The organism is Blautia glucerasea, assembly GCF_020537505.1.
GTDB lineage: Bacteria > Bacillota > Clostridia > Lachnospirales > Lachnospiraceae > Blautia_A.
Genome location: NZ_JAJBMO010000023.1, coordinates 1 through 24,806, shown reverse-complemented (window position 1 = coordinate 24,806; position 24,806 = coordinate 1). Strand labels below are relative to the sequence as shown.

The following is a 24,806-nucleotide window of genomic DNA, read 5'->3' as shown; positions in this document are numbered from 1 at the left end:
AATGGCAAATTTTAATGAACACGCATTGGAAATGTCAATAATGGAGTTGTTCAAAGACGAGGAATACACCTATGTCAGCGGCGACCAGATACACAGAGAAAGGACGGAGGTTCTGCTTACGGACGACCTGAAGCAATACCTCTATAATCGCTATGCGAAAGACGGTATCACACCGAGTGAGGTGGATAGTGTCATTCTAATGCTGCGTAATATTTCCGGTACGATTTATGAAGCAAACAAAGCTGTATTTAAGTTGCTCTGCGATGGATTTATTCTTAACCGTGAGGATAGAACGCAGAAAGACCTCTATATTGAACTTATTGATTTTGACACTCCCGAAAACAATATTTTCAAAGCGGTTAATCAGTTTGAAATTGAAGGCGTAAATAATCAGTTACGTATTCCTGATGCACAGTAAATGAGAGGTGTAAATGTAAATATGTTTTATGACGATTTAAATACAGAAGAACAAGTATCATACCTTATTAAACCAATCCTTCAAGTCCTTCAGGAAGCAGGTGGACAGTTAGAGCGTTCTGAAATTAGAGACAGAATTAGTGAGTTAGATGAGCATATTGCTGAATTTGAACAGAAACTATATACATCTAATAAAACAGGAAATCAGTACAAAAAATTTGATTTTAAGTTTAATTTTGCTATTAAAGAGCTTAGTTATGTCGGACTCATATCTTATGTGAAATTCAATCCAAAGATTATCTATGGTATTTTGTCTATTGTTCTTATCGTAGGAATGTTTTTTACAGGATGTGCATCCAAAAATAATGCAAGTCAACTGAATACAAATGTATCTAACTTGCCAATCCACCAGATGCACGCATCTTTTGTATATGATACTGATAACATTCGCGAAGCTGTTGGTATCTGTGATTACGTATTTGTAGCAAAGGTTGTCAGTTGCGATGGAACCGAGTATCGAAATGTTATAACGACTGAAGATGAAAAAGGAAATCCTAAGGAGGTCGGTTCGCCTTACACTAATTATACTATTCAGGTTCTCGAAAATATAAAAGGTGAACTTATTACAGATAAACCTATTCCTATTGTTAAACAAGGCGGAATTTCAGAAAAACAAGATGCTATTTATCTGTTTGAGAATGATTCACTGCCTTCCGAAAATTCCATTTATATCTTTTTGGCATATGCACAAGAGGATGGTTCGTTACTAATTTCTGGTCCAAATTCAAATGTAATGTGTAACGATTCGAATATGTATTCTATTAATTCTGTCTCAGAGGAAAAATCAGTTACAGAATACGATGAGTTTATTACATATAAAGATGCTAATGATAATGAGATTATTCCAGTTGATCGAGAGCGTTATAAATCTATATATGAGACTGACAATAATTAATCATTATTTCTGAAATATATAGATTAAAGATGGCAGGTAGGTGCTTAACCTATCTGCCATCTTTTCGGTTTTATACCTATATGTAGAACAGTTCGTGCATGTTGGGCTACCATTCGTGCATAGAGGGATTGAAAAAAATTAAATACTCTGTTATATTAAGCACATACCATGGTAAACAAATAAAGTTGTCTGTAATTGTCAGACAATTAAGGAGGGGGGGGGTGAAAACGATGGACAATAAGCAAGTAAACAAGGCACCCCAGAAAAGTGCCCGTCTCGTACTTCAGGCAGTGACTGCTATTGCTCGAAGTAATGCAAATTCATTGTGCCGTGGTTTGTTGTATGAACCAAAAGTACCAACGCAGTTAAAAAAATAAGATTGGGAGGAATTGACTATGATGTTAAAAAGTTTAAAACAGAAGATTGCAAAAGTAGGTATTGGTTTGTTTTGTGCAGGATGTGTATTTCTTTCTTCAGCAGCATATTCTCAGGCGGCATCTTACACCGCTTATGCACTTAAACTGAATAAGACTAATAACTTTACCTCTATGCATGCAAAAACAACATCCGATGATTACATCACAAATGAGGTAACAGCAATTACCAATACCTCTTACGCAAATTTCTGGGCTGTCAATAACAGCAAGAGTAAAATATCTAATAAGTATAAGCAGGGTGTTGGAACAGGATCTTGTAATTTAATCTTTACCAAGAGCGGTTATAATTCTACTAACACACAGGTCGGTATGGGAATGGAAAATTATCAATCTCAATTATCAACTGCATTTGTAAGTGGAAATGTAGATTTTAGATAACAGAAGGGATGGGCATAAACCTCTTCGTGGGTTTATGCCCTTTTGGTAAAGATTATGAAAAAAATGGTTCTTATAGAAATCAAACATTGTATTGATCGTGCAGAATATAAAGTTGTTTTTATTGCTCTAATGATTTTAAATATTGCTTCGTATATTTTATGTGTAAAAAATGATATAGGAAAAAGTTATCAATTTATTCGTTCAGCAAATGAAAATTTCGTATTACAGGGCACTGAAGCGGCATATATTCCATATATAATGTATCTGTTATTGCCTGTTTATGCAACAATTATTGCATCACTTTCCTTAATAAGAGAAGAAAAAAGCAATAGTTCAATCCTACTTATTCAAAGAATCGGGAAAAAGAAATATTTAGCAGGAAAATTATTTGGCATTCTGATTGTAACCTTTTTGACAATAACAATACCAATGCTCATAAATTTATTATTATGCCACTTGACATATCCAATACATGGATATGACAGTGCTTGGGGAGAACCTGATTACGCTATAGGTTTGGTATCATATAACGCTGACAATTTTCTTGATATGGTGAGATTGCAACATCCAACTTTATATAATCTAATATACATTTTTAATTACGGAATTTTTGGCTCGGGATTAGCTATCTTAGCTTATGCTCTTTCATATTATAACAAAATGAAAGTTCTATATTTCGCAAAGATACCTGGTGCTTTGTTTATATTCTATATTGTTTTTAATTTGATTGTTTCTGTCTTTGGGCTAAATGAATTCTCTATACAAGGTTATATTATGCCTAATGTTCATGGAAATATAATAGGAGAAATTGTTCTGATATTGCTTATTTTTGGATTAAGTATTGGCATTATACAGAGAAAAATAAAAAATTATGAAGTTATATAAGAAAAAAATTTTGAATGTTAATGTTGGAAAATGCTTACTAGTATCACTTATAACATTTGTAATTAGATATTTTTATGCTAATGTGTACTTGGGGTTTCATAATAGTCTGGTTACAATAACAGAAGGAGTACGTTCACAAATATATTTTGGGGGAATACTAATAGATCATTCGTTTGACCTTATATCTTTATCATTTTTTGCGATTTTGTTTATCCTTGAGATTTGTTATCTTACAATGGACTTATTTAATGATGCAAATGATAACATGGTAATTCTACTTCCTCGTTATGGGAAAAAACACATAATTTATAAGGATATATTAATAAAAATGATATTACGTGACTGTATTGTAGTTGTTTCCGATTATTTGTTTTTTCTTTTTGTAGAGCATACCTCTAATGGCTTAGAAGATTTCAAAGTTATTTTTATGCTATTGATAGAGATTTTTCATTTGCAAATGATTAGTTATTTGTTTTCATTTTGGAAAGATTCAATTATAGGATACATCGTTGCATTTATTGTATTTTTTATTCCAGTAATGGTGTGTGGATTTTATTTTTCAATGGGAAATGTTATATGGAAAATTTGGCATTATTCCTTGCTACATATTCCTTTATTTAATTGGCATAACAAGCTTATTATATATTATGTCGAAGAAAATTACGAATGGACTACAAGCAATATAGATTTATTGAATTTTAAGTCAAGCTGTCTCATTTCAGTTATATCATCCGCTGTTTTGGTGTGGATAGGTAAATTTCTTTGCGAAAAAAAACAAATATTGTGAGGTGAATGATATCCATGAATTTATATGTAAAATCTATTTCAAAGTCAATTAAAGGTGAAAAAGTGCTTGATGATATCAGTTATACATTTGAATCTGGTAAAATATATGGAATATATGGTAAAAATGGTTCAGGTAAAACAATGCTACTCAGAGCCATTGCAGGTTTTATAAATACAGACAAAGGATACATAAAATATAATCACAAGGCATTACATAAAGATATGGATGTTTTACCAGATTTAGGAGCTGTTATTGAAAATATTTCTTTTTGGAGTATGTATTCAGGATTTGAAAATTTGAAAATGCTTTCCAATATAAAAGGAATTGTATCAGATGAAGAAATATATGAAATAATGATATACTTTGGTCTTGATCCCAAATCAAAGAAAAAAGTAAATAAATATTCATTAGGAATGCGTCAAAAACTAGCTCTTTGTCAAGCACTGATGGAACATCCAAAAATTTTGCTTTTGGATGAGCCAACTAACGCATTGGATCAGCATAGCATTGATTTATTTCGTGAACGTATATTGGAAGAAAAAAAGAATGATACCATTACTATACTGACAAGCCATAATAAAGAAGATATTGAAATATTAGCGGATGAGAAGATATGCATGGAATTTGGTAAAATTAAGGAGTTGATGTAATGAAGAAATTTGTATTAACTATCTGTGTTGTAATCATTTGTATGGTGACAGCCTTATTCTATGGAAAGACTGGGATAAAAACAACTACAGGGGTTCATGATCCTGATATTGCTTTATCAGAAAATACAGCTATGGAAATTTTCTATACAGGAGGGCAGAAAACTTCTTACTTTAACAATGAAAGTAATTACTCATTGGATGATATGGAAAAAGATTCTTCTTTAATAGCTCGTATAACTGTAACAAATTCTCGTGAAATGAGTTTACGATCAACAAAAACAATGGTAAAAATAGAGGAAATCTATAAGGATAATTCTGCTAATCTTTCAGTAGGTGACTGTATTTACATTATAGAACCTGTATCATTTGTTAGAGGTGAAGAATTTTACACTAACGGATGGCAATATCTGAAGACCGAAGATACTTATTTAATATTTTTAAAAAATCTAGGATGTATTGATGGGTATAAATACACCAAAGAGGAAGAAAATTCATTTATGCCTGTATCGGAAATATATTCAAAGAGAAATCTAACTCATGATGAAAGTTGTGTGGTTTTTGATTCGGCGGAAACTCTCTATTCAAGTATATCTATGTTTGCATTTTTGACCTCAGAAAAAACTATAGTAGATAATTATGAGAAAATATGGAAAAACATTACAAATTCAGGTAAGTATGAATGATTTAATTATTTATGAATGAATCTCTCCTATTCTATTTCCTGTGAGAAGCGTATCAATGTTAGAAATTCATGGAGATACTGAATTAAGCAATATGGAATCATTCAATCTTAAAGAAACTAAAAATGGAGATAATAGAAATTGAATAAAAAGAAATTGGCAAAGAGTGTTGTAGGCATTGCTTTAATTGTAAGTGTAGCTATACTTATCGTTGTATGTGTTGGAAAAATAAAGCACATTCAGAATAAAAAAAATATTATTGGTACATGGAAGAATGCAAATGCAGAGGAAGTGTTTACCTTTCAAGAAAATGGAGGACTTGTTGTAAACAAAGATATGCCCGAATTGGGTATTACCTGTGGCAATGCATTATATAGCATATCTTCCTCAAATATGATTTTTGTGGAACAGAGAGATAATAGCGTGAATTTTGAGATAGAAGTAGATCAAAACGAATTAACAATCTTCTTTATGGGTCATAAATATTGGGAATTAACAAAATAGCAATTGCATATAAAGCGATACTCATGATATCCATAACCATAAAATATAGAGCCGATGAATCACTCGTTATTTCGATTGTGAGTTATCGGCTCTATTTCATTATTTATGGAAGGGCTAAAGAAATATCGTATTTTATAGAAATACTTTTGACAGATTTCTTCTCATTTTTATGTTCTTTTATCAAGTGCTATACCATTCCATATTCATCGCATTCACCCAATCTTGCATTTCTGAATCAAGATACAAACGGGCATATTCTAGTGGATTGTCAATCGCCAGTGCATCCAACATTCGTTGAGAGTTAGGAGTAGTAATCAATCCATCTTCTGCCTTGCCACAGTCAATCCGAAGTATGTAGCCATTGTAATAATTGATGTCTATGATGTTGTGATATTTATTATATTCTGCATGAACGATATTCATATTGCAAAGTCCTTTCTCTTATCTGTTTCAGTTGTAGAAGCATCTTGACCAGTTCCAGCCGATTATGTGATTTATATAATGTTATTAGCTGTTACCGGATTTTGCTTCCCTTGTTTTTGCCCTTATGAGGTGTCGTAACACAAGGGAAAAGGATATAACATAAGGGAAAGTCTAAGGGAAAGCTCACTTGCCAAAACTGTAGTAAAATCAAGGCATTGCGGATTTTATCGTAACACTTTATAATACCAGTTAGGTGTTAAAGAATTGTAGGTATCAAAATTCCCATTTATTGGGAAGTCGCTGAGAACGAAAAATCGAAAGTTATGGAGGTACTTTATGAACGAGAGAGAAAAAATTATCCGATTATGGTTTGATATGTGGATTAAGAAAGCAGATTTAGGAATTGACAATATTTTTACAGATGATGTTGTATATACTGAGAGTTGGAGTCCTAAATATGAAAACCGCAAAACGGTAAAGCACTGGTTTGACGAATGGAATACACGCGGAAGTGTTCTTGTCTGGGAGATTAAGCAATTTTTTCATCAAGGCAATCAAACAATCGTGGAGTGGTATTTTAAAAGCAAAATGAATAATGGAAATGTTGAAGAATTTGACGGAATATCTTTAATTGTATGGACACAGGATAACAAAATAAAATCATTAAAAGAGTTTGGTTGCAATCTTCATAATTACAATCCATATCGAGATAGTGATATTCCCGTATTTCGAGAAGAAAAAGCAAATTGGTTTTGAGAGGACTATAAATTCAAGTTTGTCGAGCAAAGGAGGTGCTGTAACAGATGGATGAACATTCCTATGACGATATAATCAATCTGCCGAATCCGACATCGAAGAACCATCCTCGTATGTCACTTCACGACAGAGCAGCACAGTTTGCACCTTTTGCGGCACTTACAGGACACGATGCAGCCATTAAAGAGACTGCAAGGCTAACAGATGAACGGTTAGAGTTAAGCGATGAAGTCATTATGAAATTAAATGACCAATTAAATATGATTAGAGATAATATCGGCACAGAACAGGAAATATCAATAACTTATTTCGTGCCTGATGATAAAAAATCCGGAGGAGCATATCTCACGCATTCCGGCATAGTGAAAAAGATTGATGAATTTGAACGCAAACTGATTATGCAGGATGAAACAGTAATTCCGACTGAACAAATCAGCGTGATACAGGGAGAAATGTTCAAAGGACTATATGAGTAATAGCTTGGAAAGGGCAAACAATGGAAACAAAGCCGAGAATATTATACTTAAAGAAAATATTAGAGGAACGAACGGACGAGGAACATCCGCTTTCGACGACGCAGCTAATCAATATATTGAATGATGAATACGGAATATCTGCACATAGAACGACGGTCACAAAAGATATTGCTGCACTTCAGGAGTTTGGAATGGATATTGTTACTATCCATTCTACTCAGAGCAAATACTTTGTAGCCAGTCGTAAGTTTGAATTGCCGGAACTGAAACTGCTGATAGATGCAGTGGAGTCATCGAAGTTTATTACAAAGAAGAAAAGCAAAACGCTGATTGAGAAGATACATACGATGACCAGTCCGGGGCAGGTGGCAAAGTTGAAGCGTAATAACTATGTGGTCAATCGAATTAAGCCGGATAATGAGCAGATATATTATATCATTGACGCTATAAACGATGCCATCAATACAGGTAAACAGATTTCTTTTCAGTATTATGATTATACCGGATTAAAGAAAAAGGTTCTGAAGAACAAGGGCGAAGTGTATAAGCTCAGCCCGTATAAACTTCTCTGGTGTGGGGACTATTATTATGTTCTCGGATATTCAGAGAAGAAAAGCAAGGTTATCAATTTCAGGGTAGACCGTATTGCTTCCAAGCCGGAGATATTGGATAAAGATATTATTCCTATGCCGGATGATTTTGATATTGAGAATTACACAAAGGAAGTTTTCTTTATGTTCTCAGGCGAGAAAGTTCTTGTGGATTTACGGTGTGATAACAGCTTGATGAAAACAATGGTTGACCGTTTTGGAGAAGATGTGACAACCCTTGCGTATGATATGACTTCTTTCAGAGTACAGACCGAAGTATCAGCCAGTCCGACCTTTTTTGGTTGGGTGTTTGGCTTTAATGGCAAGGTACAAATACTTGCACCGGAAAGTGTGAAAGAACAGTACAGGCAGATGATTGCACAAGCCGATGAGGGTATGCAGCAAAAAGAAAACAAAGAACAGGAAATCTAACACTCCAAAGCATACGATGTCAAGAAACGGCAGAATCTTCTTGAAAAGCTCGCAGTATGAATATGCCGAGGGCGTGGAGTTTGAAGTTTATCCGTCTGCGGATACAACCGACCCAAACTATTATTGTGAAAATTTGTTAGCCGTGAACGAAAAAGCTGAGTAATAAGGACAGCAACTGCGAGTTGCTTGTTTGAGATAATGCGTGAGACTATAATAAAGGTGTAAGGGAGGTACTGCATAATGGATACAAAACAGGTTATACTTGAACTTCGCACTCAAAAGGGAATGTCGCAGGATGAGCTTGCAGAAAAAGTTTTTGTAAGTCGTCAGGCAGTTTCACGTTGGGAAAACGGAGAAACAGTTCCGAATACGGAAACATTGAAATTGCTGTCAAAAGTATTAGATGTTTCCATAAATACACTTTTAGGCTCACCGAGAAAGCTTATTTGTCAATGCTGCGGAATGCCGCTTGAAGATGATGATATTATCGGACACAATCACGACGGTTCTTTCAACGAGGACTATTGTAAGTGGTGTTATGCCGATGGAACATATACTTACAATGATATGGACGATTTGATTGAAGTTTGTGTTAAGAATATGGTAAGCGAGAATTTCACGGAGGAACAAGCCCGTTCTTATATGAAAGAGCTGCTTCCTACTTTGGATTACTGGAAGAAATATGATGAGCTTAGTGATAACGGTCAGTTTGAAGAATTCAAGAAAAAGTTAATCAATGAAATTAACGAATTGAATGTTGACGGAATGCCAAAGGTGGAAAAACTGAATACCCTTGTGGGAAAGTATGTGAATCTTGAGTACCGGCTTCCGAATGGGCAAGCGGCTAAGTTTTTGAATGAGGCAAAGACATATCTGGGCAATCAGCTTGAATGTGAATACGGCGGCGATAGATGTTTCGGCGTTGTTGCAGATATGGATTTTATTCTTATTTGCACTTATGAAGAAGACGGTAAGAATCCGGAACTTGTATTGTATAAGAAAAGATGAGGATAGAGAAAAATAGTAAGCCATTGGAGTTAATGATTTCAGTGCAAGCAAAGAAATTTTGAGGTGTTAGCAAATTGCGACACCTCTTTTCTTTTGCGAAAAACCTACTTGAAAAATTTTTCGTATCAGGTATAATAAAACTATCGAAAGCAAACTGCTTCCGATAGAAAAGAAAGCGAGGTGCAGGTATGAGAAGCAAGAGTCCTGAACTTATGAGTGAGATAAAAAAATATATCGAGGATTATTACCTGCAAAACAGACAATCCCCATCGACTACAAAGATTGCTGAAGCTGTTGGTATTGCCAGAGGTACAGCATACAAATACTTGGTAGAAATGGCTGAGAAGAATATGATTGAGTACGACGGGCAGGAGATTCGCACCAATGTGACCCGTAAGTACAGTGGCGAACAGACACAGACACCGATTGTAGGTTCTATTCCTTGTGGTAGTCCTCAGTATGAGGAAGAAAATATTGAAGAATATGTATCACTTCCTACTGCTATTTTCGGCAAAGGAGATTTCTTTATATTAAGAGCAAGCGGTCAGTCTATGATTGAAGCAGGGATTGATGACGGCGACCTTGTGGTTGTCAAAAAGCAGGTAGAAGCCAATGAGGGCGATATAGTAGTTGCCCTTGTGGATAATCAGAATACATTGAAACGTTACTTCAGAGATGATGAGAATAAGAAAATCATTCTCCATCCGGAAAATAAGAAGATGAAAGACATCATTGTAGATGAGTGCTGCATTCAGGGTGTGGCTTGTCACATCATCAAAGAACTATAGCAGAGGACAGACGAATGAGAACACTTGAAGGAATTCGCTATCTAATCAATTTGGATAGTGCGGAAATACAACAGAACTTTGCCGGAGGAGTTGCACCGCCGGACAAGGTGGAGTCGGAGGTGGACACAACTTGAGTATTTATATGTCAAGAGCCGAGTTGGAAGAAATCAGCGAAGGCTTGATAACAGCTTATGCTAATAAGTTTAGCAATCGAGTGATTCAATCCATCGACATAGAACATTTCATTACAGAATTTCTTATGTTACGAATTGAATACGCTTCTTTCGCAGAAGATGATGCAGGCAGGATTGGTTTTCTGGCAGATGGAGCAACACCACTGCTGGTACATCAGGACGGAAAAATTATTCCCTTTGTTTTCCCGAAAGATACCATCGTACTTGATAAATTTCTTCTTGCTGAAAAGGAGCAGGGACGTCGCAGATTTACAATGGCACACGAAGCGTCACATCATATCTTGAGTAAGATGTATGCAATGCCGAGTGAAGGACGCTTTCATGCAGAGTATGACAGTGAGCGTAGTTATTCCAAAGAGGAACTGGCTCAGATGTTTGCGTCTGTTGAGTGGCAGGCAGATACAATGGGAGCTTCGCTTCTTATGCCGAGAAGAATTATTGAAAATGCCTTGGCGAAATATAATCAGTCAAATCCGATAAGAGTTTATGGCGATAATACCATTACTTCAAAGGATAAAGCAGTTATCCGCAGAATGGCAGCTTATATCGGAGTATCTTATACAGCCTTGGTTATCAGATTGAGAGATATGGGGCTATTTGAGTATCACAATATCCTTGAGTACATTTCCAATGAGTTAAATTTGGGAGGTGTTTCACAATGAGGTTACAGACTCAGGTAGCACCTGAAATACAAAAGAGATTGCTTCTGTCAAGAGTAGAAGCAGAAAGTCTGAAAGAGCGTGATATTCTCTGCCCGACTTGCGGGTTCAGGATACAAAGAGTTTTTTCAGACGCAACCGGACATTTGAGTGTGAAGTGTCAGAAATGCAAGAATGTCCACATTTTAAATCTTGCTTACTTCCGCAGAATCCGTAGGAACGGATATGGCAGGAATTGCAGGCGATGAAGATAAGATTACAAGTAAATATCGAAACGATTTCTAATCGAGTAAGCGGAGATAAGCAATTTATTTGCTAAACTACCAAGCACCGTACGAAGCCGGATAAGTGAAGAATAGAAATATTCTTTGCTATCCAGATTCGACGGTGCTTTTTTTGTTGCTGTTTTATTCGATTATGCTTCGTGCAGTATTAGGTCTTTTCCCTTACTTGGGAAAGGACTTTTATGTTTTATACCGTTTGGCAGTGCCAGATAGCTAAATACCCGTAATCTCCGAATTTTTGATTTCAAACCAATTCAAAAATTCAAATTCAAGGAGATTACGGAAATGACAAAGAACAACAAATTAAATAATCAGGAAGAACTTTTTGCAAGAGATTGCAAACTTATGAACCTCAAATATGAATATGACGGATATACCGGCACAGAAAAATGGGCAGTTATTACTGAACTTACCGAAGAAGAACTGTGGGATAAATATCCGGATATTATCAGCAGATACACTCCATTTGTCCTGCTGTCTATGGCACAGGGAAAAGTGATTATTGACGATAACAGAGAAACTCATAGATGTGAAATGCGAGATGCAAGACATTTAGATGCTTTTTGTTATGAAGATGATTTATTTGAGCAATTCCATAATGAAGCATTCTTAGATTTTGTTGACCCATTTGAACTCAGAGAAGCAGAAGAAATTGCAGAAAGGAAAGAATTACAGCGTCTGCGTGAAATTGAGAAAGTTAGAATAGTGCTTTCAATGATGAAACCAGCTCAGGAACGAAGATTGTATAAGCTTGTCATTGAGGGTAAAAGTTGTCGTGAAATAGCAGCAGAAGAAGGAACTTATCACAGTTCTGTCAGCAAGTCTATTGAAGCGGCAAAGAAGAGTTTTAAGAAAATTTATAAGAACCTCTGATTTTGGGTGTCCAAAATGAACCCTTTTGTGCAATGAGTGAAGGGGTTATTTCATTCCGGATACGAATGACACTTCAAAATATTTAGAAATGTGAGGTTTTACATATGAAAGAAAAAACAATTTGCCGTGGGGATTTATTCTACTACGACTTCGGAACACGAACAGGTTCGGTACAAAGCGGAACACGACCGGTACTTGTAATTCAGGCAGATGATTATAACAGAAACGCACCAACAATTATTGTGGCTGCTGTAACAGGCGTTATCAAGAAAAGATACCTGCCGTCACATATCCTGCTCGGTCAGGAGTTTGGACTCAAGAAGCCGTCAATGGTTCTACTGGAGCAACTTCAGACAGTAAACAAAGATGAACTCAGAGATTACATCGGAACGATTGAAGATGAGCAGCTTTTAAGGCGGATAAATATAACGCTTAAAAAGACTTTCGGACTTTGGATTTATAAGGAAGAAAAGAAAGAAAATATCCGTTGCCTTTGCCAAAAGTGCCTGAAAGATTATATTCACAATCCTGATTATATCGTGCGTCGCCTTGACCCGTTTGCTAAGGTCAAAGACCATTGTGATAAATGCAATCAAACCGGTTGGGATTATGTGATTACCGAAAGACAGTGCAACGCAAGAGAAAAGGGGTGTCAGAATGTCTAAGAAAAGATATGAAATTGTAAGTTATGACATCCCGCTTTGGTTAAAACCTGTTTTATCGGTAACGGAAACTTCAATTTACACAGGGATAAGTGCCAATAAGATATATGAGATGTCAGAATCGGAGGACTGTCCTTTTGTGATATGGATAGGAAGCCGCAGGGTAATCAAGAGAAAATCCTTTGAGGAATACCTCGAAAGGCAGTATTCAATATAGTAAAAAGTCAAATCTGCGATGAGTCCGATTGCATAATGGGCTTATCGCAGAAAAATGAATATACTGATGCCATCAATACAAGGAGGACGAAATGCAAAGCAAAAAAGAAATGCCATTAGAGCATAAGCCTATATTAACCATAAGAGAAGCGTCTTTTTATACAGGAATCAGTGAGAAAAAACTGATTGAAATAACAAATCTATATGCCTGCCCATTTGTATTGTGGATGGGTAATCGCAGATTTATCAAGAGAAAAGCATTCGAGAAATTTATTCAGACATCGGAATTTAAGGGAGGTGCAGATGATGAACAGATTGAGTGATGAGTGGTTTTCCAGTAAAAGCGAGAGCGTTCCGTTGTGGCATAAGATAGCACTTTCTATTGATGAAATGTATGTATATACGGGCATTGGTAGAGAAACAATACGAGAACTTACAAAGCAACCGGAAGCAAAACAATTTATATTGAAAATTGGGAAAAGAACTCTAATTAAACGCAAACAATTTGAAGAATATTTAGACCAGATGTGTTCTATTTGAGGGGAGGAATGTAGATGTACAAAATAGATGGTTCTGAACTTTATGAATATCAGCAACAGCTATTGCAACCACCGGAGGATATACCGATTTGGGAAAAGAAATGTCTTACGGTCGAGGAAGCGGCTGCTTATTCAGGTATTGGAGAGCGAAGATTAAAGGCATTATTGATGGATAAGGATTGCAGTTTCAGAATTGCAAGAAGCGACAGGCTTTTAATTATACGAGAGAAGTTAGAGGAGTTTATTGACTCAAGCACAGAATTCTAGGAGGTAACACAATGGCAAATACTAAAAGAAAAGATAAATCAAGAAAGGTTCTCCGCAAAGGGGAATCGCAACGTCCAGACGGTACTTATCAATTCCGATGGACAGATGAGAACCGTAAAAGACATTGTATTTATGCAAGGAACTTGGATGATTTAAGATATAAGGAAGATGAAATTGACAAGGACAAGAAAGACGGTATCAAGGCAGAAGCTCGCTATACATCACTTAACGATATGTATGAACTTTGGAGAGATTTGAAACGTGGAATAAAGAATAATACTTTTGAGAATTACAAATATATGTACGAGACATTCGTGCGTAATCAGATTGGTTCTCAATTCATAATGTCTATAAAAAAGACTGATATAAAAAGATATTACAACAGTCTTGTTGATGAAAGACATCTGAAACCCGCAACGATTGATAGCATACATACCGTTCTGCATCAGGTCTTTGAAATGGCAGTAGATGATGATTATATCAGAAGCAATCCAACGGACAATGTTTTGCGTGAATTGAAAAAATCACATTGTTTTAAGACTGAAAAACGCAGGGCATTAACCAAACCGGAGCAGGAACTTTTTCTTAACTATCTGAAGAACACACCGGAAGCACAGTATTGGTATCCAATATTTGCGGTTATGGTCGGAACTGGATTGCGTGTGGGCGAATTGACCGGACTCAGGTGGTGTGACATAGATTTAGAGGAAAGCATTATAGATGTGAATCATACGCTTGTTTATTATGACCACAGAACCGAAGGAAGCAAGAAAGGTTGCTATTTCAATGTGAATACAACCAAGACACCGGCAGGTATGCGACAAGTTCCAATGCTTGAATTTGTGAAAGAAGCATTTTTAATGGAAAAAGAAAGGCAGGAACTTCTTGGACTGCATTGTGAAGCTACGGTTGATGGATATACGGATTTCATTTTTGTAAACCGTTTTGGTCAGCCACAGCACCAAGCAACGCTCAATAAAGCAATTCGTCGCATTATACGAAACTGTAATGATAAGCAGTTTTTAGAAAATGATAATCCGGTGGTTTTACTTCCACACTTTAGCTGTCATTCTCTCAGACATACATTTACCACAAGAATGTGTGAAGCCGGAGTGAATGTGAAAGTCATTCAGGACGCACTCGGACACAAAGATGTATCTACTACATTGAACATCTATACAGATGTAACAAAGGAATTAAGAAAGTCAGAGTTTGAGGGGTTGGAATTACAATTTAATCAGTAAATAGTCAGAGAATCAGAAAGAGAGCATATGCCGTAGAGATGCGGTGTGTGCTTTCTTTACTTTATGACGAGAAAGTGGTAGAATGAAACACAGGACTGATAGCAATGCTATAAAACCCAAAACTAAATAAGGATATACACCATTTACACCAATTTTTACACCAAACCTCATTTTTACCTTCACGAAACAAGTGGGAATGGTGTAAAGCTGTTGAATAAAAGCCCATTTATAGGCGGTAAGATTTACAAAATGGATTTAAGTCGTGAGTGGACGATTTCGTCCCGACAATGAGATCTCTTGATGCTGACAAGGCTTCCTCAAAGTCAAAAAATGGCACTGATTCAGCACAGGCTGCACCTGCAGTTGAAGAGAAAATTGATTTCTCCAAGGTACAGATTGAGCCGCTGTTCACTGATTATGTGGACTTTGATACTTTCAGCAAGTCAGATTTCAGAGCCGTTAAGGTTAAAGAGTGTGTTGCAGTTCCGAAGAGCAAAAAGCTCCTTCAGTTTACACTGGATGATGGAACTGGCACAGACCGCACCATTTTAAGCGGAATCCACGCATTTTACGAGCCAGAAGAACTGGTTGGCAAGACACTGATCGCAATTACAAACCTGCCGCCAAGAGCAATGATGGGAATTGAATCCTGCGGAATGCTTCTCAGTGCAATCCACGAGGAAGAGGGAGAAGAAAAACTTCACCTTCTGATGGTTGATAACCACATACCAGCTGGTGCTAAACTGTATTAATAAAAGAATATCAAAAAATAACACTATGCTTTGTACCAATTTTCGAGAGTTTGTACCAATTTTGTACCAATCATTCGGAGATTTTTGAAGAAGTATGGTAAGATATGTGAATGGAAGAGACTGGAATGAGAGTTCTGGTCTCTTTTTTTGTGTATTCAAATTTGCAACAAGGTGTGAAAGTTTAAATATGCTCATAGAAGGGAGAATTGGAACCAGAGCAGGTTCGGAACATTATGGACAGTATGATAGGAAAATTGTATGACATGGAACTGGAAGAACTGGGACGGAGCGCCTGGCAGGATGAAAAATTACTGTCAGAAGTCAGAAAACTTCTGGAAAAGAACAAGGTTTCTATCCAGGTGGAAGATAAAACTGGACGTGAGGGTGTTGATCTGGCATTTGCAATTGCTGAGATAGGAGAAGAAATTGGTTTTACACAAGGGGGTGTGATCCATTTGGTCACACCCTCCCTAGCTTTGGGACTATTCAGAAAAAATGAAATATCTGGAAATAAACAGGACAATCGTGGTAAAATATGGTATGATAAATTTTGATTAAACAGTCGTTCATTATTTATGCTTGGGAAAAATTACGGGATTCGGGTGAGAACATATGATTATAGATGAAGTCCTGTATGAGCGCTTCTGGAATGGGGAGAAAACAGCGGCAGATGAGTTGGTGCATAGGCATGGGGATATGCTGGTACTGTTTTTGAACAGTTATGTGAAGGATATCCATGAGGCGGAGGATCTGATGATTGAGGCCTTTGCGCAGATGTTTGTGAGGCGGCGGTCGGTATCGGAGGATGGCAGTTTCCGCGCCTATTTATATAAGACAGCAAGGCGTCTTGCAGGAAATGCGATAAAAAAACACAGAGTATATATTGGATTGGAAGAACTTCCTTTCGAGCTGCCGGGGGAGGCTCTGGCTGAGACAAGCCTGTTTGAAAATGAACGGAAGAAGCAGCTTTATGAAGCTATGGAAGAACTAAAACCGGAATACCAGGAAGCTCTGTACCTGGTTTACTTCGAGGACATGAGCTACCAGGGCACTGCAGAAGTTATGGGCAGGTCAGAAAGCCAGATTAAAAATCTGGTTCACAGAGGGAAAAAGAGTCTGAAAGAGCTTCTGGGGAAAAATGGATTTGAGTATTAGAAACCGTCACAGATGAAATGTGGCGGTTTTTTCTATGGAAAAAATAAAATATTTTAAATTTTTTCATTTTTAGTGAGAGGATTTTGGATTTGGTGCCTTTTATATAGTATAGAAGAAAATGGAAAGGGGCAGTGGGAGAATGGGATATGGTTCGGTAATACTTCAAAACGGTGCAGGCGGTTACATTCTGATCGGACTTGGGGCATTTATACTGGGAACGGCAGTAACATTATTCTGTCTTCGGATCAGACAGAAGCAGCGCCCTCACGGAGAGCGGAAAAAACATGGAAATGGATTAGAAAGCAGGAATATGGAGGGAGGAACAAAATGAAGAAAAACGAATTAGCAAAAAAGAGCCGGAAACTATTTTCCGCGATCCTGGCAGGAGCAATGCTCACCACATCTGCGATACCGGAATCTTTTGTCTGGGCGGCAGAGGACGTGCAGGGATTCGGAGACGGCGAAGACAATGAGGATGTGATCTTTGAATCAGTAGAAGAATTTGTGGCAGAGGATGCCGTGGAAGAAGGCTTTACGGATGGAGTTGCTCTTTTTAGCAGCGGCAGTGAGATGGCAGTGGGAACAGCGGCTGCGAATACGATTTCGCCGGGGACGGGAGAGGTAACAATCACTTCTGGAGGAACGTATACGGTACAGGGAGGAACATATCAGCCTAGTAAGAGTGGAGTCATTACTATTGATACTACAGAGAAAGTTACTCTGGAGATTACTGGAAACATTAATATGTCAGGGGATGATAAGGGCTGTTTTATTAGTATAGAAAATGCTTGTAAAGAGTTAACGATTATTAATAAGGATACGGTGAATGTTGATAATAATTCTTTTCTGATCAATAATAATAAAGATGCAACAGTTACTTTTGAGGGCGGTACTTATGAGGGTGTAACGGATTTTGCAATACCCATAATTGGAAATGGAGGGGTTGTCAACCTTAAGAATGTTAAATTTAATGCAACTGGTTCTATTTACTATTATGGAAATATTGTACAAAATTATTGGTTCGATCTTAAAGGAACGATAAATATTCAGGATGGAACGATATTGGATAATGGAAGTGGAGATGTGCCTTGTATTCTCGGAGGAACTGTCAATATGTATGGCGGAACCATTACATCGTCAAAGATAAAAGGTGATAGCGGAATAACGGCACCAAACATTAAAGTTGTTGGCGGAAAAATCTCAAATTTTTATGAGGCAATCGAGAATAGTGGTGATGAAAATGTATCAATTACGATTGGAAATGTAACCTTTGAAAATAATAGTAGAGATATTTTGTTGGGGAAAAACAGCGAAAAAAAACTTATCATACAAGATGACTTCCAAGGGACTGCAAGTATTTATCTATTTGGTACTGTTGAATACCCATATATAATTACAACCCCTGGAACATCTCCGGAGATGTGCACAAGGATTACTTATGCTGATGGCTCTCATTCTATAAGTTATGATACAACTGAAAAGTGTCTGTACGTAAGTGATCATCTTCATTTATGGAGTTATTCAACAAGTGCTGATAAAATCATTGCAACATGTACGGCGAAGCCAGATTGTGAATTTAATCCCGGTAAATTAGATTTAACCCTGGCAGCAGCTGATGCATACTATTCCGGCAATACTTATACCGGAGCAACCGTGACAAATGGCATTGCTTATCAGACAGATAATGAAGCGGATATCGTATATTATCTGAAAGACGGCACGAAGACCAACAGCAGCAACAGCGGTGCTGCAAGTGAAGGTGCCGCACCGGTAAATTCGGGACAATATACGGTAAAAGTCACGCTTGGCGGCCAGACCATAAGTGCTGATTTTGAGATTAAAAAAATGGAAATTGATCCGACAGTGACCATGGATGACTGGACCTATGGACAGAAGGCGAACACACCAAGCATAACAGTTAAGTCAGGTGAAAGTGACATCACGGCTTTATACGACGCCTCCGGATTTACCTGTACATACTATACAGATGCCGGCTGTACAGATATAACGACCGCAGCAGATGGTGCAGCCACAAATGGAGGAGTACCAAAGAATGCAGGTACTTACTATGTGAAAGCGGTTGTGCCGGAGAATGGAAACTATGCAGGGGCAGAAGCGGAAGCTTCCTTCACGATCGCACCACTTCCGGTAAACTTAACCTGGTCGAAAACAGATCTGATTTATACAGGAAGTGAGCAGAGTGTATTGGCGACGGTTGCGAATGCACTGGAGGGCGATTCTTTTGCAATTGCCTATGAAGGCAATACACAGACAGAAGCAAGTGACAGCTATACTGCAACGGTAACAGACCTTGGAAATGATAACTATACACTTACCGGTGCCACGGGTGTTTCCCAGAACTGGAGCATCAGCTATCTGCAGAGTTCAGCGGCTGCGCAGGTTTCCGGAACGAAAGGTAACAATGACTGGTACATAAGCCTTGTGAAACTTGTACCGGACAGCGGATACCAGATATCGACAGACAAAACAGACTGGAAGGATTTGCTTGGGGATTACACGGATCAGGGAGAACAGTCTGCAGGATATTATCTGAAAGAGACTGCAACAGGTGCCGTTACCGATAAAAAAACAGTAACCTTCAAAATTGACACCGGAATGCCGTCAGGCAGTATCCGGATCGAGGAAAATACATTTGACAGTTCCCTAAAGAATATTACTTATGGTTACTGGTTCAAGGATAATGTTTCTGTTGATATCACAGGTACGGATAGTGTCAGTGGAATTGCTTCTGTAGAATATCAGGCGGTCAGTGCGGAGGAATCCTATGATGCAAACGGCACATGGAACGCGGCTAATAAACTTTCCCTGACAGAAAGCGGCAAATATGTGATCTATGCACGCATTACAGACATGGCAGGAAACCAGACAATCATCAATTCGGATGGAGTGGTTGTATTTAAAGATTCTGTAGTAGTGGATTCTTCCATCGGCTACACAAGAACAACCAAAGCTTCCGTGGACGCGGAAGTAATGCTGAATGGAAATACAGTAGCGTCTGTAAAAAATGGAGAAACCACTTTAACGGCAGGAACGGATTATACAGTTTCCGCAGATAAAATCACGTTCAGCGGAGAATATCTTGATACGTTGGCGGTTGGAGCTTATACTCTGACTGTTGCATATCATCCCCAGGGAGTAACGGAGTATACAGGCGGTGACAAACCTGCTGACAGCCAGATTACAGTAAATGTCAGCCGTCAGACAGCAAGTGTAAAAATCACAGGTACGCTGGGTAAGGAATACGATGGACAGCCTGCAGATCTGGCATATACAACAAACAGCAATGCCAATGTCAAAGTTGAATACAACGTAAATGGAACCTGGCAGACAGAAGCTCCGACACATGCTGGTACTTATGAAGTAAAGGTAAGTGTACCTGAAAACGGTGATTTTACCGTTGCTTCAGATACGAAGACCTATACCATTAAGCCAAGAGAAGTGGTAATCTCTGGAATTGTCGCAAATGAAAAGGTATATGATGGAACTGCGAATGCAGAACTGGATTACCGCAAAGCGGTATTTACAGGCTTGGTTAAGGGAGACACCCTTACGGTAAGTGCAGAAGGCACATTTGCTGACAGTAATGCAGCCAAAGGAAAAACAGTTACGATCACAAATCTGGTACTGGGCGGCGTTTCAGCAGATAACTATGTTCTGGCTGCTAACGGACAGCAGACAAGTACCACAGCTGATATCAATCCGAAAGAGATTACCGTTACCATCACACCAAACGGTGGAATCTACGAAGGAACCATTACCCCGGCAACAGCCATTTTAAACGGACTGGTAGGAAAAGATGATCCTGCAATCATCCTGACTTATACTGGTACAGCAAATGATGGTACACCAGCGGATGGAAAAGTACCGTCTAAGGCAGGAACTTATACGGTGACTGCTTCCATCAACGACAGCAACTACAGCCTGAAAGAAGAGGGACGTTCTGCTAAATTTATAGTAGAAAAGGCATATCCACAGTTAAGCATTTCCGCTGTGACAGACAAGAATTATGGAGAAGAAGCCTTTAAGCTGGGAGTAAGCAATAAAGGTGACGGTTCTAAATCCTATGCGAGCAGTAATGACAAGGTTGTAAAAGTCGATGAAAATGGAACCGTAACCATTGTTGGGGCTGGGAAAGCAACCTTAACAGTTTCCCTTGCAGAGTGCGCGAACTATACTAAAGATCAGAAAGAAGTTACCGTAACTGTTAAAAAGATTAATCATAGCCTTGTGGTGACGAAGCTTACTTATGAAGTAACTTACGGAGATCCAGTGTTCAAAATTGCAGCAAATGCAGAAGATACAGAGTCCGGTATTCATTTTACAAGTGATAACGAAAATGTTACCACAGTAAGCGCAGACGGAACTGTAACCATAAAAAATGCAGGAACCGCTAAGATTACAGTTTCCATGGATGAAAGCCAGAATTACCTTGCGGTTTCCAAAGAAGTGGTTGTAACCGTTGCGCCGAAAGAAGTAACCGTAACCCCAGGCAATGCTTCCAAGATTTATGGGGAGAAAGACGGAAAGCTGTCTTACCATGCAGAAGGTCTGGCAGATGGCGACAGCCTTTCTGACATTACTTTGACAAGAACTGAGGGTGAAAATGTAGGAATCTATGAGATTACAGCAGCCCAGAAAAAAGGTGCGAACCCGAATTATAATGTGAAGTTTAATAAGGGAACCTTTACAATCAATCCGAAAGAGATTACCGTTGCAATCACACCAAACGGCGGAACCTATGAAGGAAACATTACCCCGGCAATCGCAGCTCTGAATGGTCTGGTAGGAGAAGACAAACCAGAGATTATTTTGATTTATACAGGCAAAGCAAACGATGGAACAGAAGTAAATGGAACCGCGACACCGGTTCTCGCAGGAATTTATACGGTAACCGTGTCTATTACAGACAGCAACTATAACCTGAAAGAAGAAGGCGCAACCGCAGAGTTTGTTGTCACAAAAGCAAACCCAGGGCTTAGTGCAGCTGCCGTGTCAGATAAGAGTTATGGTGAGGGAGCCTTTAAGCTGGAAGTAAGCAATAAAGGCGATGGTTTAAAAGCTTATGCAAGCAGTAATGACAAGGTTGTAACTGTCGATGAGAACGGTACGGTAACGATTGTTGGAGCAGGAACGGCAACTTTGACGGTATCTCTTTCTGAGAGTGCGAATTATACTGCAGACAGGAAAGCGGTTACAGTAACCGTTGCTCCAAAGGCGATAACGGCAACAGCTGATAATCTAAAGAAGATCGTTGGCGGGGCAGATCCTGTCCTTACCTATACAGCAGACGGTCTGGTAGGAGAAGACACCCTGTCCGGAATTACTGTGAAACGAAAAGCTGGTGAAAAAGTGGGAACCTATGCGGTCACAGTTTCCCAGAAGACAGGCGCCAACCCGAATTATAGGATTACATTTAAGAAAGGTACTTTCACAATCCAGCAGGCTGACCAGTCAAAACTGAAAGGAAAAGATGTTTACCGTCTGAAACTCCCGGTATTTTTGGCAAAAGGAAAAGCAAAGAAGAACAGCATTGTTCTTTCCTGGAAGAAATATACTGGTGCAACAGGCTACGATGTTTACTGGCGCTACTGTGATGGCAGTATAAATTATAAAAAAGTTGGAACTGTCAAAAATGGAAAACTTTCCATAACCCATAAGAAGCTGAAGAAAGACCGTGAATATAAGTACTTTATTGCTGCTTATAAAATGGTGGAAGGAAGAAAGATCTATATTGCCAAATCCAATGGCGTACATGTTGCCATGAAAAAGGCTGCAACAACAAACGTGGCTTCCATTAAAGTGAATAAGAAAAAGGTTACTTTGGCAGTTGGAAAAACTTTCACGTTGAAGTGCGAGATCAAAGCCGAAAACAGCAGCAAAAATCTGGTTTTCCACACCAGTTCCTACCGCTATTACACTACCAACAGCAAAGTGGCAACAGTAAGTAAAGCGGGAGTAATCAAGGCAAAAGGCAAAGGCACCTGCAGTATATACGTGCTGGCAAACAACGGGGTGTACAAAAAAGTGAAGGTAAAAGTGAAATAAGGAGAATGGAAATGCGAACAGAACAGGAAAGGATGGAACTGATTCGTAAAAGAACATTGGAAATACGAAAAAAAGAGAAAAAACGCAGACAGCGGATCATTGATATGGGATGTGCAGCTGCCTGTGTGCTCCTAATCATCTGTCTGGGCATGTTAATGCCTCAGATAACTGCTCAGACAGAGGGTACAAGGATGGATGGTGTCTTTGGGGGAGCTGCCAGCATTTTTGGCACAAACAGTGCACAGGGGTATATCGTGATGGGAATAATCTGCTTTTTCATAGGAGTCTGCGTAACAGTCCTTTTATATCGGTTACATAGAAAAGCAGAAAGGGATCATTTCGATGAATTTTGAAATTATTGATAACCTGTTTCAGGTTCTGGTATTGTTTAGCGCAATGGCAGCCTCTGCCGTAACCGCCTGTAAGAGGAAAAGCAGAGATTTTCTGCTCCTTGCAGGCGGCTATGGCTGCTTTATGATGGGGACACTTTACTATGTACTGCATCTCATCATTACCGGGGATATCCCACAGATCTTTTATGTGGCGGAAATCTCCTGGCTGGCGGCATATCTGTTCTTTCTATCTCTTTCTTTATCCAGAAGAAGCACAAAGGGAAATTTTCCAGGTGTTATTTCCATTTTCTGTGCGGTGTTGATTATGTGTTTGATTTTTGTTTTTCAGATATTCGGGCCAGCGTTGCTTTTTTCTCTTTGCTTTGCCGTTACAGAAGGGACAATTGTTCTTAGATGTATGGAAGTGATCAGAAGAGAACGAAAGAAACATCTGCTGGACTCAATCCTGCTGCTTGTATCCTGGCTGCAGGTTGCATTATACATCGTATCTGAATTTTTATCAGATTATACCCGGTTTAATTTTTATTTTGTGGTAGATATGGTGCTGACACTTACGATGGCGTCCATGTATTTTGCCCTTCTAAGAGAGGTTGAGCGTGAATGAGTTACTATATTGAGAATATTTTCCTGTGTTTGGCAGTTCCGCTTATCTTAAGCATGCTATTCCGAAAAGGGAGGCAACGGACATTTACCACATTTGTGATTCTTGGAATGGGATGTTGCCTATTATCAGCTTATGTGAGCAGCTTTTTTGCCGGATATTACCATGCATGCACTGCCGCCGCTGTAATGGAAATTACTCCTGTGTGCGAGGAAGTGATGAAGTTTCTTCCGCTTTTGTTTTATCTGCTGGTATTTGAACCGGATAAACAGGAGGTGATATCTCCGGCAATCGGAATCGCGGTTGGATTTGCTACATTTGAAAACGTATGTTATCTTACAGAAAACGGTGCAGCTGATTTTTACGATATTCTGATCCGTGGAGTATCGGCTGGTTCCCTTCATCTTCTGTGCGGAATTGCACTCAGCTGTGGAATTGCTTATGTATTTCGAAAGAAGTGGATTATGGTTACTGGGACCATCGGTGCACTTGGGGCCTGTGTGGTTTTTCATGGGATTTATAATATACTGATCACAGCAAAAGGCAGATGGAATCTGATCGGATATCTGTTTCCGATATTTTTAATCTTTGCCCTTCTGGTCGTTAAAAAATCGCGGTTTTATAAGAAAATTGAATTTGAATAAAATCAATCTGAAAGAGGCTGTCGCCCAATAAAATAGCAAAAATAAATGCCCTTGCAAGTAAACTTGCAGGGCATTACAGACTGTAGACAAAGCCCTGCTTTTGCAGGGTTTTGCTATTGTTGGAACCGCTT

At 38.4% G+C, this 24,806-nt stretch carries 30 protein-coding genes and 1 pseudogene; 30 read left to right on the top strand and 1 reads right to left on the bottom strand.

Annotated features, from left to right (window positions below; translation table 11 throughout):
* The first annotated feature begins 1 nt into the window (after window position 1).
* From LIQ05_RS15230 to LIQ05_RS15190, 9 genes are all read left to right on the top strand, one after another.
* Entirely contained in the window at window positions 2-418 is a 417-nt protein-coding gene (locus LIQ05_RS15230; RefSeq protein WP_226822047.1) for a type I restriction endonuclease, read from the top strand.
* 21 nt (window positions 419-439) lie between these two features.
* Window positions 440-1,372: a winged helix-turn-helix domain-containing protein gene (locus LIQ05_RS15225; RefSeq protein ID WP_226822045.1), complete on the top strand. Its 933-nt coding sequence runs from the start codon at window positions 440-442 to the stop codon at window positions 1,370-1,372.
* 98 nt (window positions 1,373-1,470) lie between these two features.
* Window positions 1,471-1,749 carry a cyclic lactone autoinducer peptide gene (locus LIQ05_RS20395; RefSeq protein WP_306787648.1) on the top strand — a complete coding sequence of 93 codons (279 nt, stop codon included), beginning with the start codon at window positions 1,471-1,473 and terminating at the stop codon, window positions 1,747-1,749.
* An 18-nt stretch (window positions 1,750-1,767) separates the two neighbouring features.
* Window positions 1,768-2,187 carry a hypothetical protein gene (locus LIQ05_RS15215; protein ID WP_008397010.1) on the top strand — a complete coding sequence of 140 codons (420 nt, stop codon included), beginning with the start codon at window positions 1,768-1,770 and terminating at the stop codon, window positions 2,185-2,187.
* 54 nt (window positions 2,188-2,241) lie between these two features.
* Window positions 2,242-3,072, top strand: a complete 831-nt coding sequence (locus LIQ05_RS15210; protein WP_008397012.1) for an ABC transporter permease subunit — start codon at window positions 2,242-2,244, stop codon at window positions 3,070-3,072.
* Entirely contained in the window at window positions 3,059-3,859 is an 801-nt protein-coding gene (locus LIQ05_RS15205; protein WP_008397014.1) for a hypothetical protein, read from the top strand. The genes LIQ05_RS15210 and LIQ05_RS15205 overlap by 14 nt, the downstream gene beginning before the upstream one ends.
* Before the next feature lie 14 nt (window positions 3,860-3,873).
* Window positions 3,874-4,509, top strand: a complete 636-nt coding sequence (locus LIQ05_RS15200; protein ID WP_015559483.1) for an ABC transporter ATP-binding protein — start codon at window positions 3,874-3,876, stop codon at window positions 4,507-4,509.
* Complete coding sequence (locus LIQ05_RS15195) at window positions 4,509-5,192, top strand: hypothetical protein (protein WP_008397017.1); 684 nt, start codon at window positions 4,509-4,511, stop codon at window positions 5,190-5,192. Before LIQ05_RS15200 ends, LIQ05_RS15195 begins: the two co-directional genes overlap by 1 nt.
* A gap of 138 nt (window positions 5,193-5,330) precedes the next feature.
* Window positions 5,331-5,693, top strand: coding sequence for a hypothetical protein (locus LIQ05_RS15190; protein WP_008397018.1), 363 nt, complete (start codon window positions 5,331-5,333; stop codon window positions 5,691-5,693).
* A 180-nt stretch (window positions 5,694-5,873) separates the two neighbouring features.
* Here the strand turns inward: LIQ05_RS15190 and LIQ05_RS15185 are convergent, their stop codons facing one another.
* Window positions 5,874-6,116, bottom strand: a complete 243-nt coding sequence (locus LIQ05_RS15185; RefSeq protein WP_008397019.1) for a DUF6061 family protein — start codon at window positions 6,114-6,116, stop codon at window positions 5,874-5,876.
* A gap of 336 nt (window positions 6,117-6,452) precedes the next feature.
* Between LIQ05_RS15185 and LIQ05_RS15180 the strand changes: the two genes are divergently transcribed.
* The 21 genes and pseudogenes from LIQ05_RS15180 to LIQ05_RS15080 all read left to right on the top strand — a co-directional run bounded on the left by LIQ05_RS15180 (window position 6,453) and on the right by LIQ05_RS15080 (window position 24,675).
* Complete coding sequence (locus LIQ05_RS15180; protein WP_003864537.1) at window positions 6,453-6,872, top strand: nuclear transport factor 2 family protein; 420 nt, start codon at window positions 6,453-6,455, stop codon at window positions 6,870-6,872.
* A 47-nt stretch (window positions 6,873-6,919) separates the two neighbouring features.
* On the top strand, window positions 6,920-7,348 hold the full coding sequence (locus LIQ05_RS15175; RefSeq protein ID WP_008118560.1) for a hypothetical protein: 429 nt from the start codon (window positions 6,920-6,922) through the stop codon (window positions 7,346-7,348).
* A 20-nt stretch (window positions 7,349-7,368) separates the two neighbouring features.
* On the top strand, window positions 7,369-8,370 hold the full coding sequence (locus tag LIQ05_RS15170; protein ID WP_044681693.1) for a helix-turn-helix transcriptional regulator: 1,002 nt from the start codon (window positions 7,369-7,371) through the stop codon (window positions 8,368-8,370).
* Between the two features lie 240 nt (window positions 8,371-8,610).
* Entirely contained in the window at window positions 8,611-9,378 is a 768-nt protein-coding gene (locus LIQ05_RS15165; protein WP_002594697.1) for a zinc ribbon domain-containing protein, read from the top strand.
* A 188-nt stretch (window positions 9,379-9,566) separates the two neighbouring features.
* Entirely contained in the window at window positions 9,567-10,166 is a 600-nt protein-coding gene (gene lexA / locus LIQ05_RS15160; RefSeq protein ID WP_002587849.1) for a transcriptional repressor LexA, read from the top strand.
* Window positions 10,167-10,296: 130 nt separating this feature from the next.
* Window positions 10,297-11,022 (top strand): ImmA/IrrE family metallo-endopeptidase, encoded by a 726-nt coding sequence (locus LIQ05_RS15155; RefSeq protein WP_002594700.1) that lies wholly within the window; start codon window positions 10,297-10,299, stop codon window positions 11,020-11,022.
* 566 nt (window positions 11,023-11,588) lie between these two features.
* Window positions 11,589-12,176 carry a sigma-70 family RNA polymerase sigma factor gene (locus tag LIQ05_RS15150; protein WP_226822043.1) on the top strand — a complete coding sequence of 196 codons (588 nt, stop codon included), beginning with the start codon at window positions 11,589-11,591 and terminating at the stop codon, window positions 12,174-12,176.
* A 104-nt stretch (window positions 12,177-12,280) separates the two neighbouring features.
* The gene (locus tag LIQ05_RS15145) at window positions 12,281-12,841 is read left to right on the top strand and encodes a type II toxin-antitoxin system PemK/MazF family toxin (RefSeq protein WP_226822041.1); all 561 of its coding nucleotides are present in this window, start codon (window positions 12,281-12,283) and stop codon (window positions 12,839-12,841) included.
* Complete coding sequence (locus LIQ05_RS15140) at window positions 12,834-13,055, top strand: excisionase (protein WP_002587855.1); 222 nt, start codon at window positions 12,834-12,836, stop codon at window positions 13,053-13,055. Before LIQ05_RS15145 ends, LIQ05_RS15140 begins: the two co-directional genes overlap by 8 nt.
* A 91-nt stretch (window positions 13,056-13,146) precedes the next feature.
* Entirely contained in the window at window positions 13,147-13,377 is a 231-nt protein-coding gene (locus LIQ05_RS15135) for an excisionase (RefSeq protein WP_008789355.1), read from the top strand.
* Complete coding sequence (locus tag LIQ05_RS15130) at window positions 13,358-13,594, top strand: excisionase (RefSeq protein WP_226822040.1); 237 nt, start codon at window positions 13,358-13,360, stop codon at window positions 13,592-13,594. The genes LIQ05_RS15135 and LIQ05_RS15130 overlap by 20 nt, the downstream gene beginning before the upstream one ends.
* Before the next feature lie 14 nt (window positions 13,595-13,608).
* Window positions 13,609-13,860 carry an excisionase gene (locus LIQ05_RS15125; RefSeq protein ID WP_226822038.1) on the top strand — a complete coding sequence of 84 codons (252 nt, stop codon included), beginning with the start codon at window positions 13,609-13,611 and terminating at the stop codon, window positions 13,858-13,860.
* Between the two features lie 11 nt (window positions 13,861-13,871).
* Window positions 13,872-15,104 (top strand): tyrosine-type recombinase/integrase, encoded by a 1,233-nt coding sequence (locus LIQ05_RS15120; protein WP_226822036.1) that lies wholly within the window; start codon window positions 13,872-13,874, stop codon window positions 15,102-15,104.
* Between the two features lie 365 nt (window positions 15,105-15,469).
* Window positions 15,470-15,856: pseudogene (locus tag LIQ05_RS15115) on the top strand (hypothetical protein); the annotation flags it as partial.
* Between the two features lie 263 nt (window positions 15,857-16,119).
* A complete protein-coding gene (locus tag LIQ05_RS15110) occupies window positions 16,120-16,410 on the top strand; it encodes a hypothetical protein (RefSeq protein ID WP_226822034.1) in 291 nt (96 codons plus the stop codon).
* 58 nt (window positions 16,411-16,468) lie between these two features.
* Window positions 16,469-17,011, top strand: a complete 543-nt coding sequence (locus LIQ05_RS15105) for an RNA polymerase sigma factor (RefSeq protein WP_118575144.1) — start codon at window positions 16,469-16,471, stop codon at window positions 17,009-17,011.
* 139 nt (window positions 17,012-17,150) lie between these two features.
* Window positions 17,151-17,342: a hypothetical protein gene (locus tag LIQ05_RS15100; protein ID WP_226822032.1), complete on the top strand. Its 192-nt coding sequence runs from the start codon at window positions 17,151-17,153 to the stop codon at window positions 17,340-17,342.
* The gene (locus LIQ05_RS15095) at window positions 17,339-23,077 is read left to right on the top strand and encodes an MBG domain-containing protein (RefSeq protein ID WP_226822030.1); all 5,739 of its coding nucleotides are present in this window, start codon (window positions 17,339-17,341) and stop codon (window positions 23,075-23,077) included. The genes LIQ05_RS15100 and LIQ05_RS15095 overlap by 4 nt, the downstream gene beginning before the upstream one ends.
* Before the next feature lie 11 nt (window positions 23,078-23,088).
* Window positions 23,089-23,430 carry a hypothetical protein gene (locus tag LIQ05_RS15090; RefSeq protein WP_226822028.1) on the top strand — a complete coding sequence of 114 codons (342 nt, stop codon included), beginning with the start codon at window positions 23,089-23,091 and terminating at the stop codon, window positions 23,428-23,430.
* The gene (locus LIQ05_RS15085) at window positions 23,420-24,034 is read left to right on the top strand and encodes a hypothetical protein (RefSeq protein ID WP_196027539.1); all 615 of its coding nucleotides are present in this window, start codon (window positions 23,420-23,422) and stop codon (window positions 24,032-24,034) included. The genes LIQ05_RS15090 and LIQ05_RS15085 overlap by 11 nt, the downstream gene beginning before the upstream one ends.
* On the top strand, window positions 24,031-24,675 hold the full coding sequence (locus LIQ05_RS15080) for a PrsW family glutamic-type intramembrane protease (RefSeq protein ID WP_226822026.1): 645 nt from the start codon (window positions 24,031-24,033) through the stop codon (window positions 24,673-24,675). Before LIQ05_RS15085 ends, LIQ05_RS15080 begins: the two co-directional genes overlap by 4 nt.
* Window positions 24,676-24,806 lie beyond the last annotated feature (131 nt).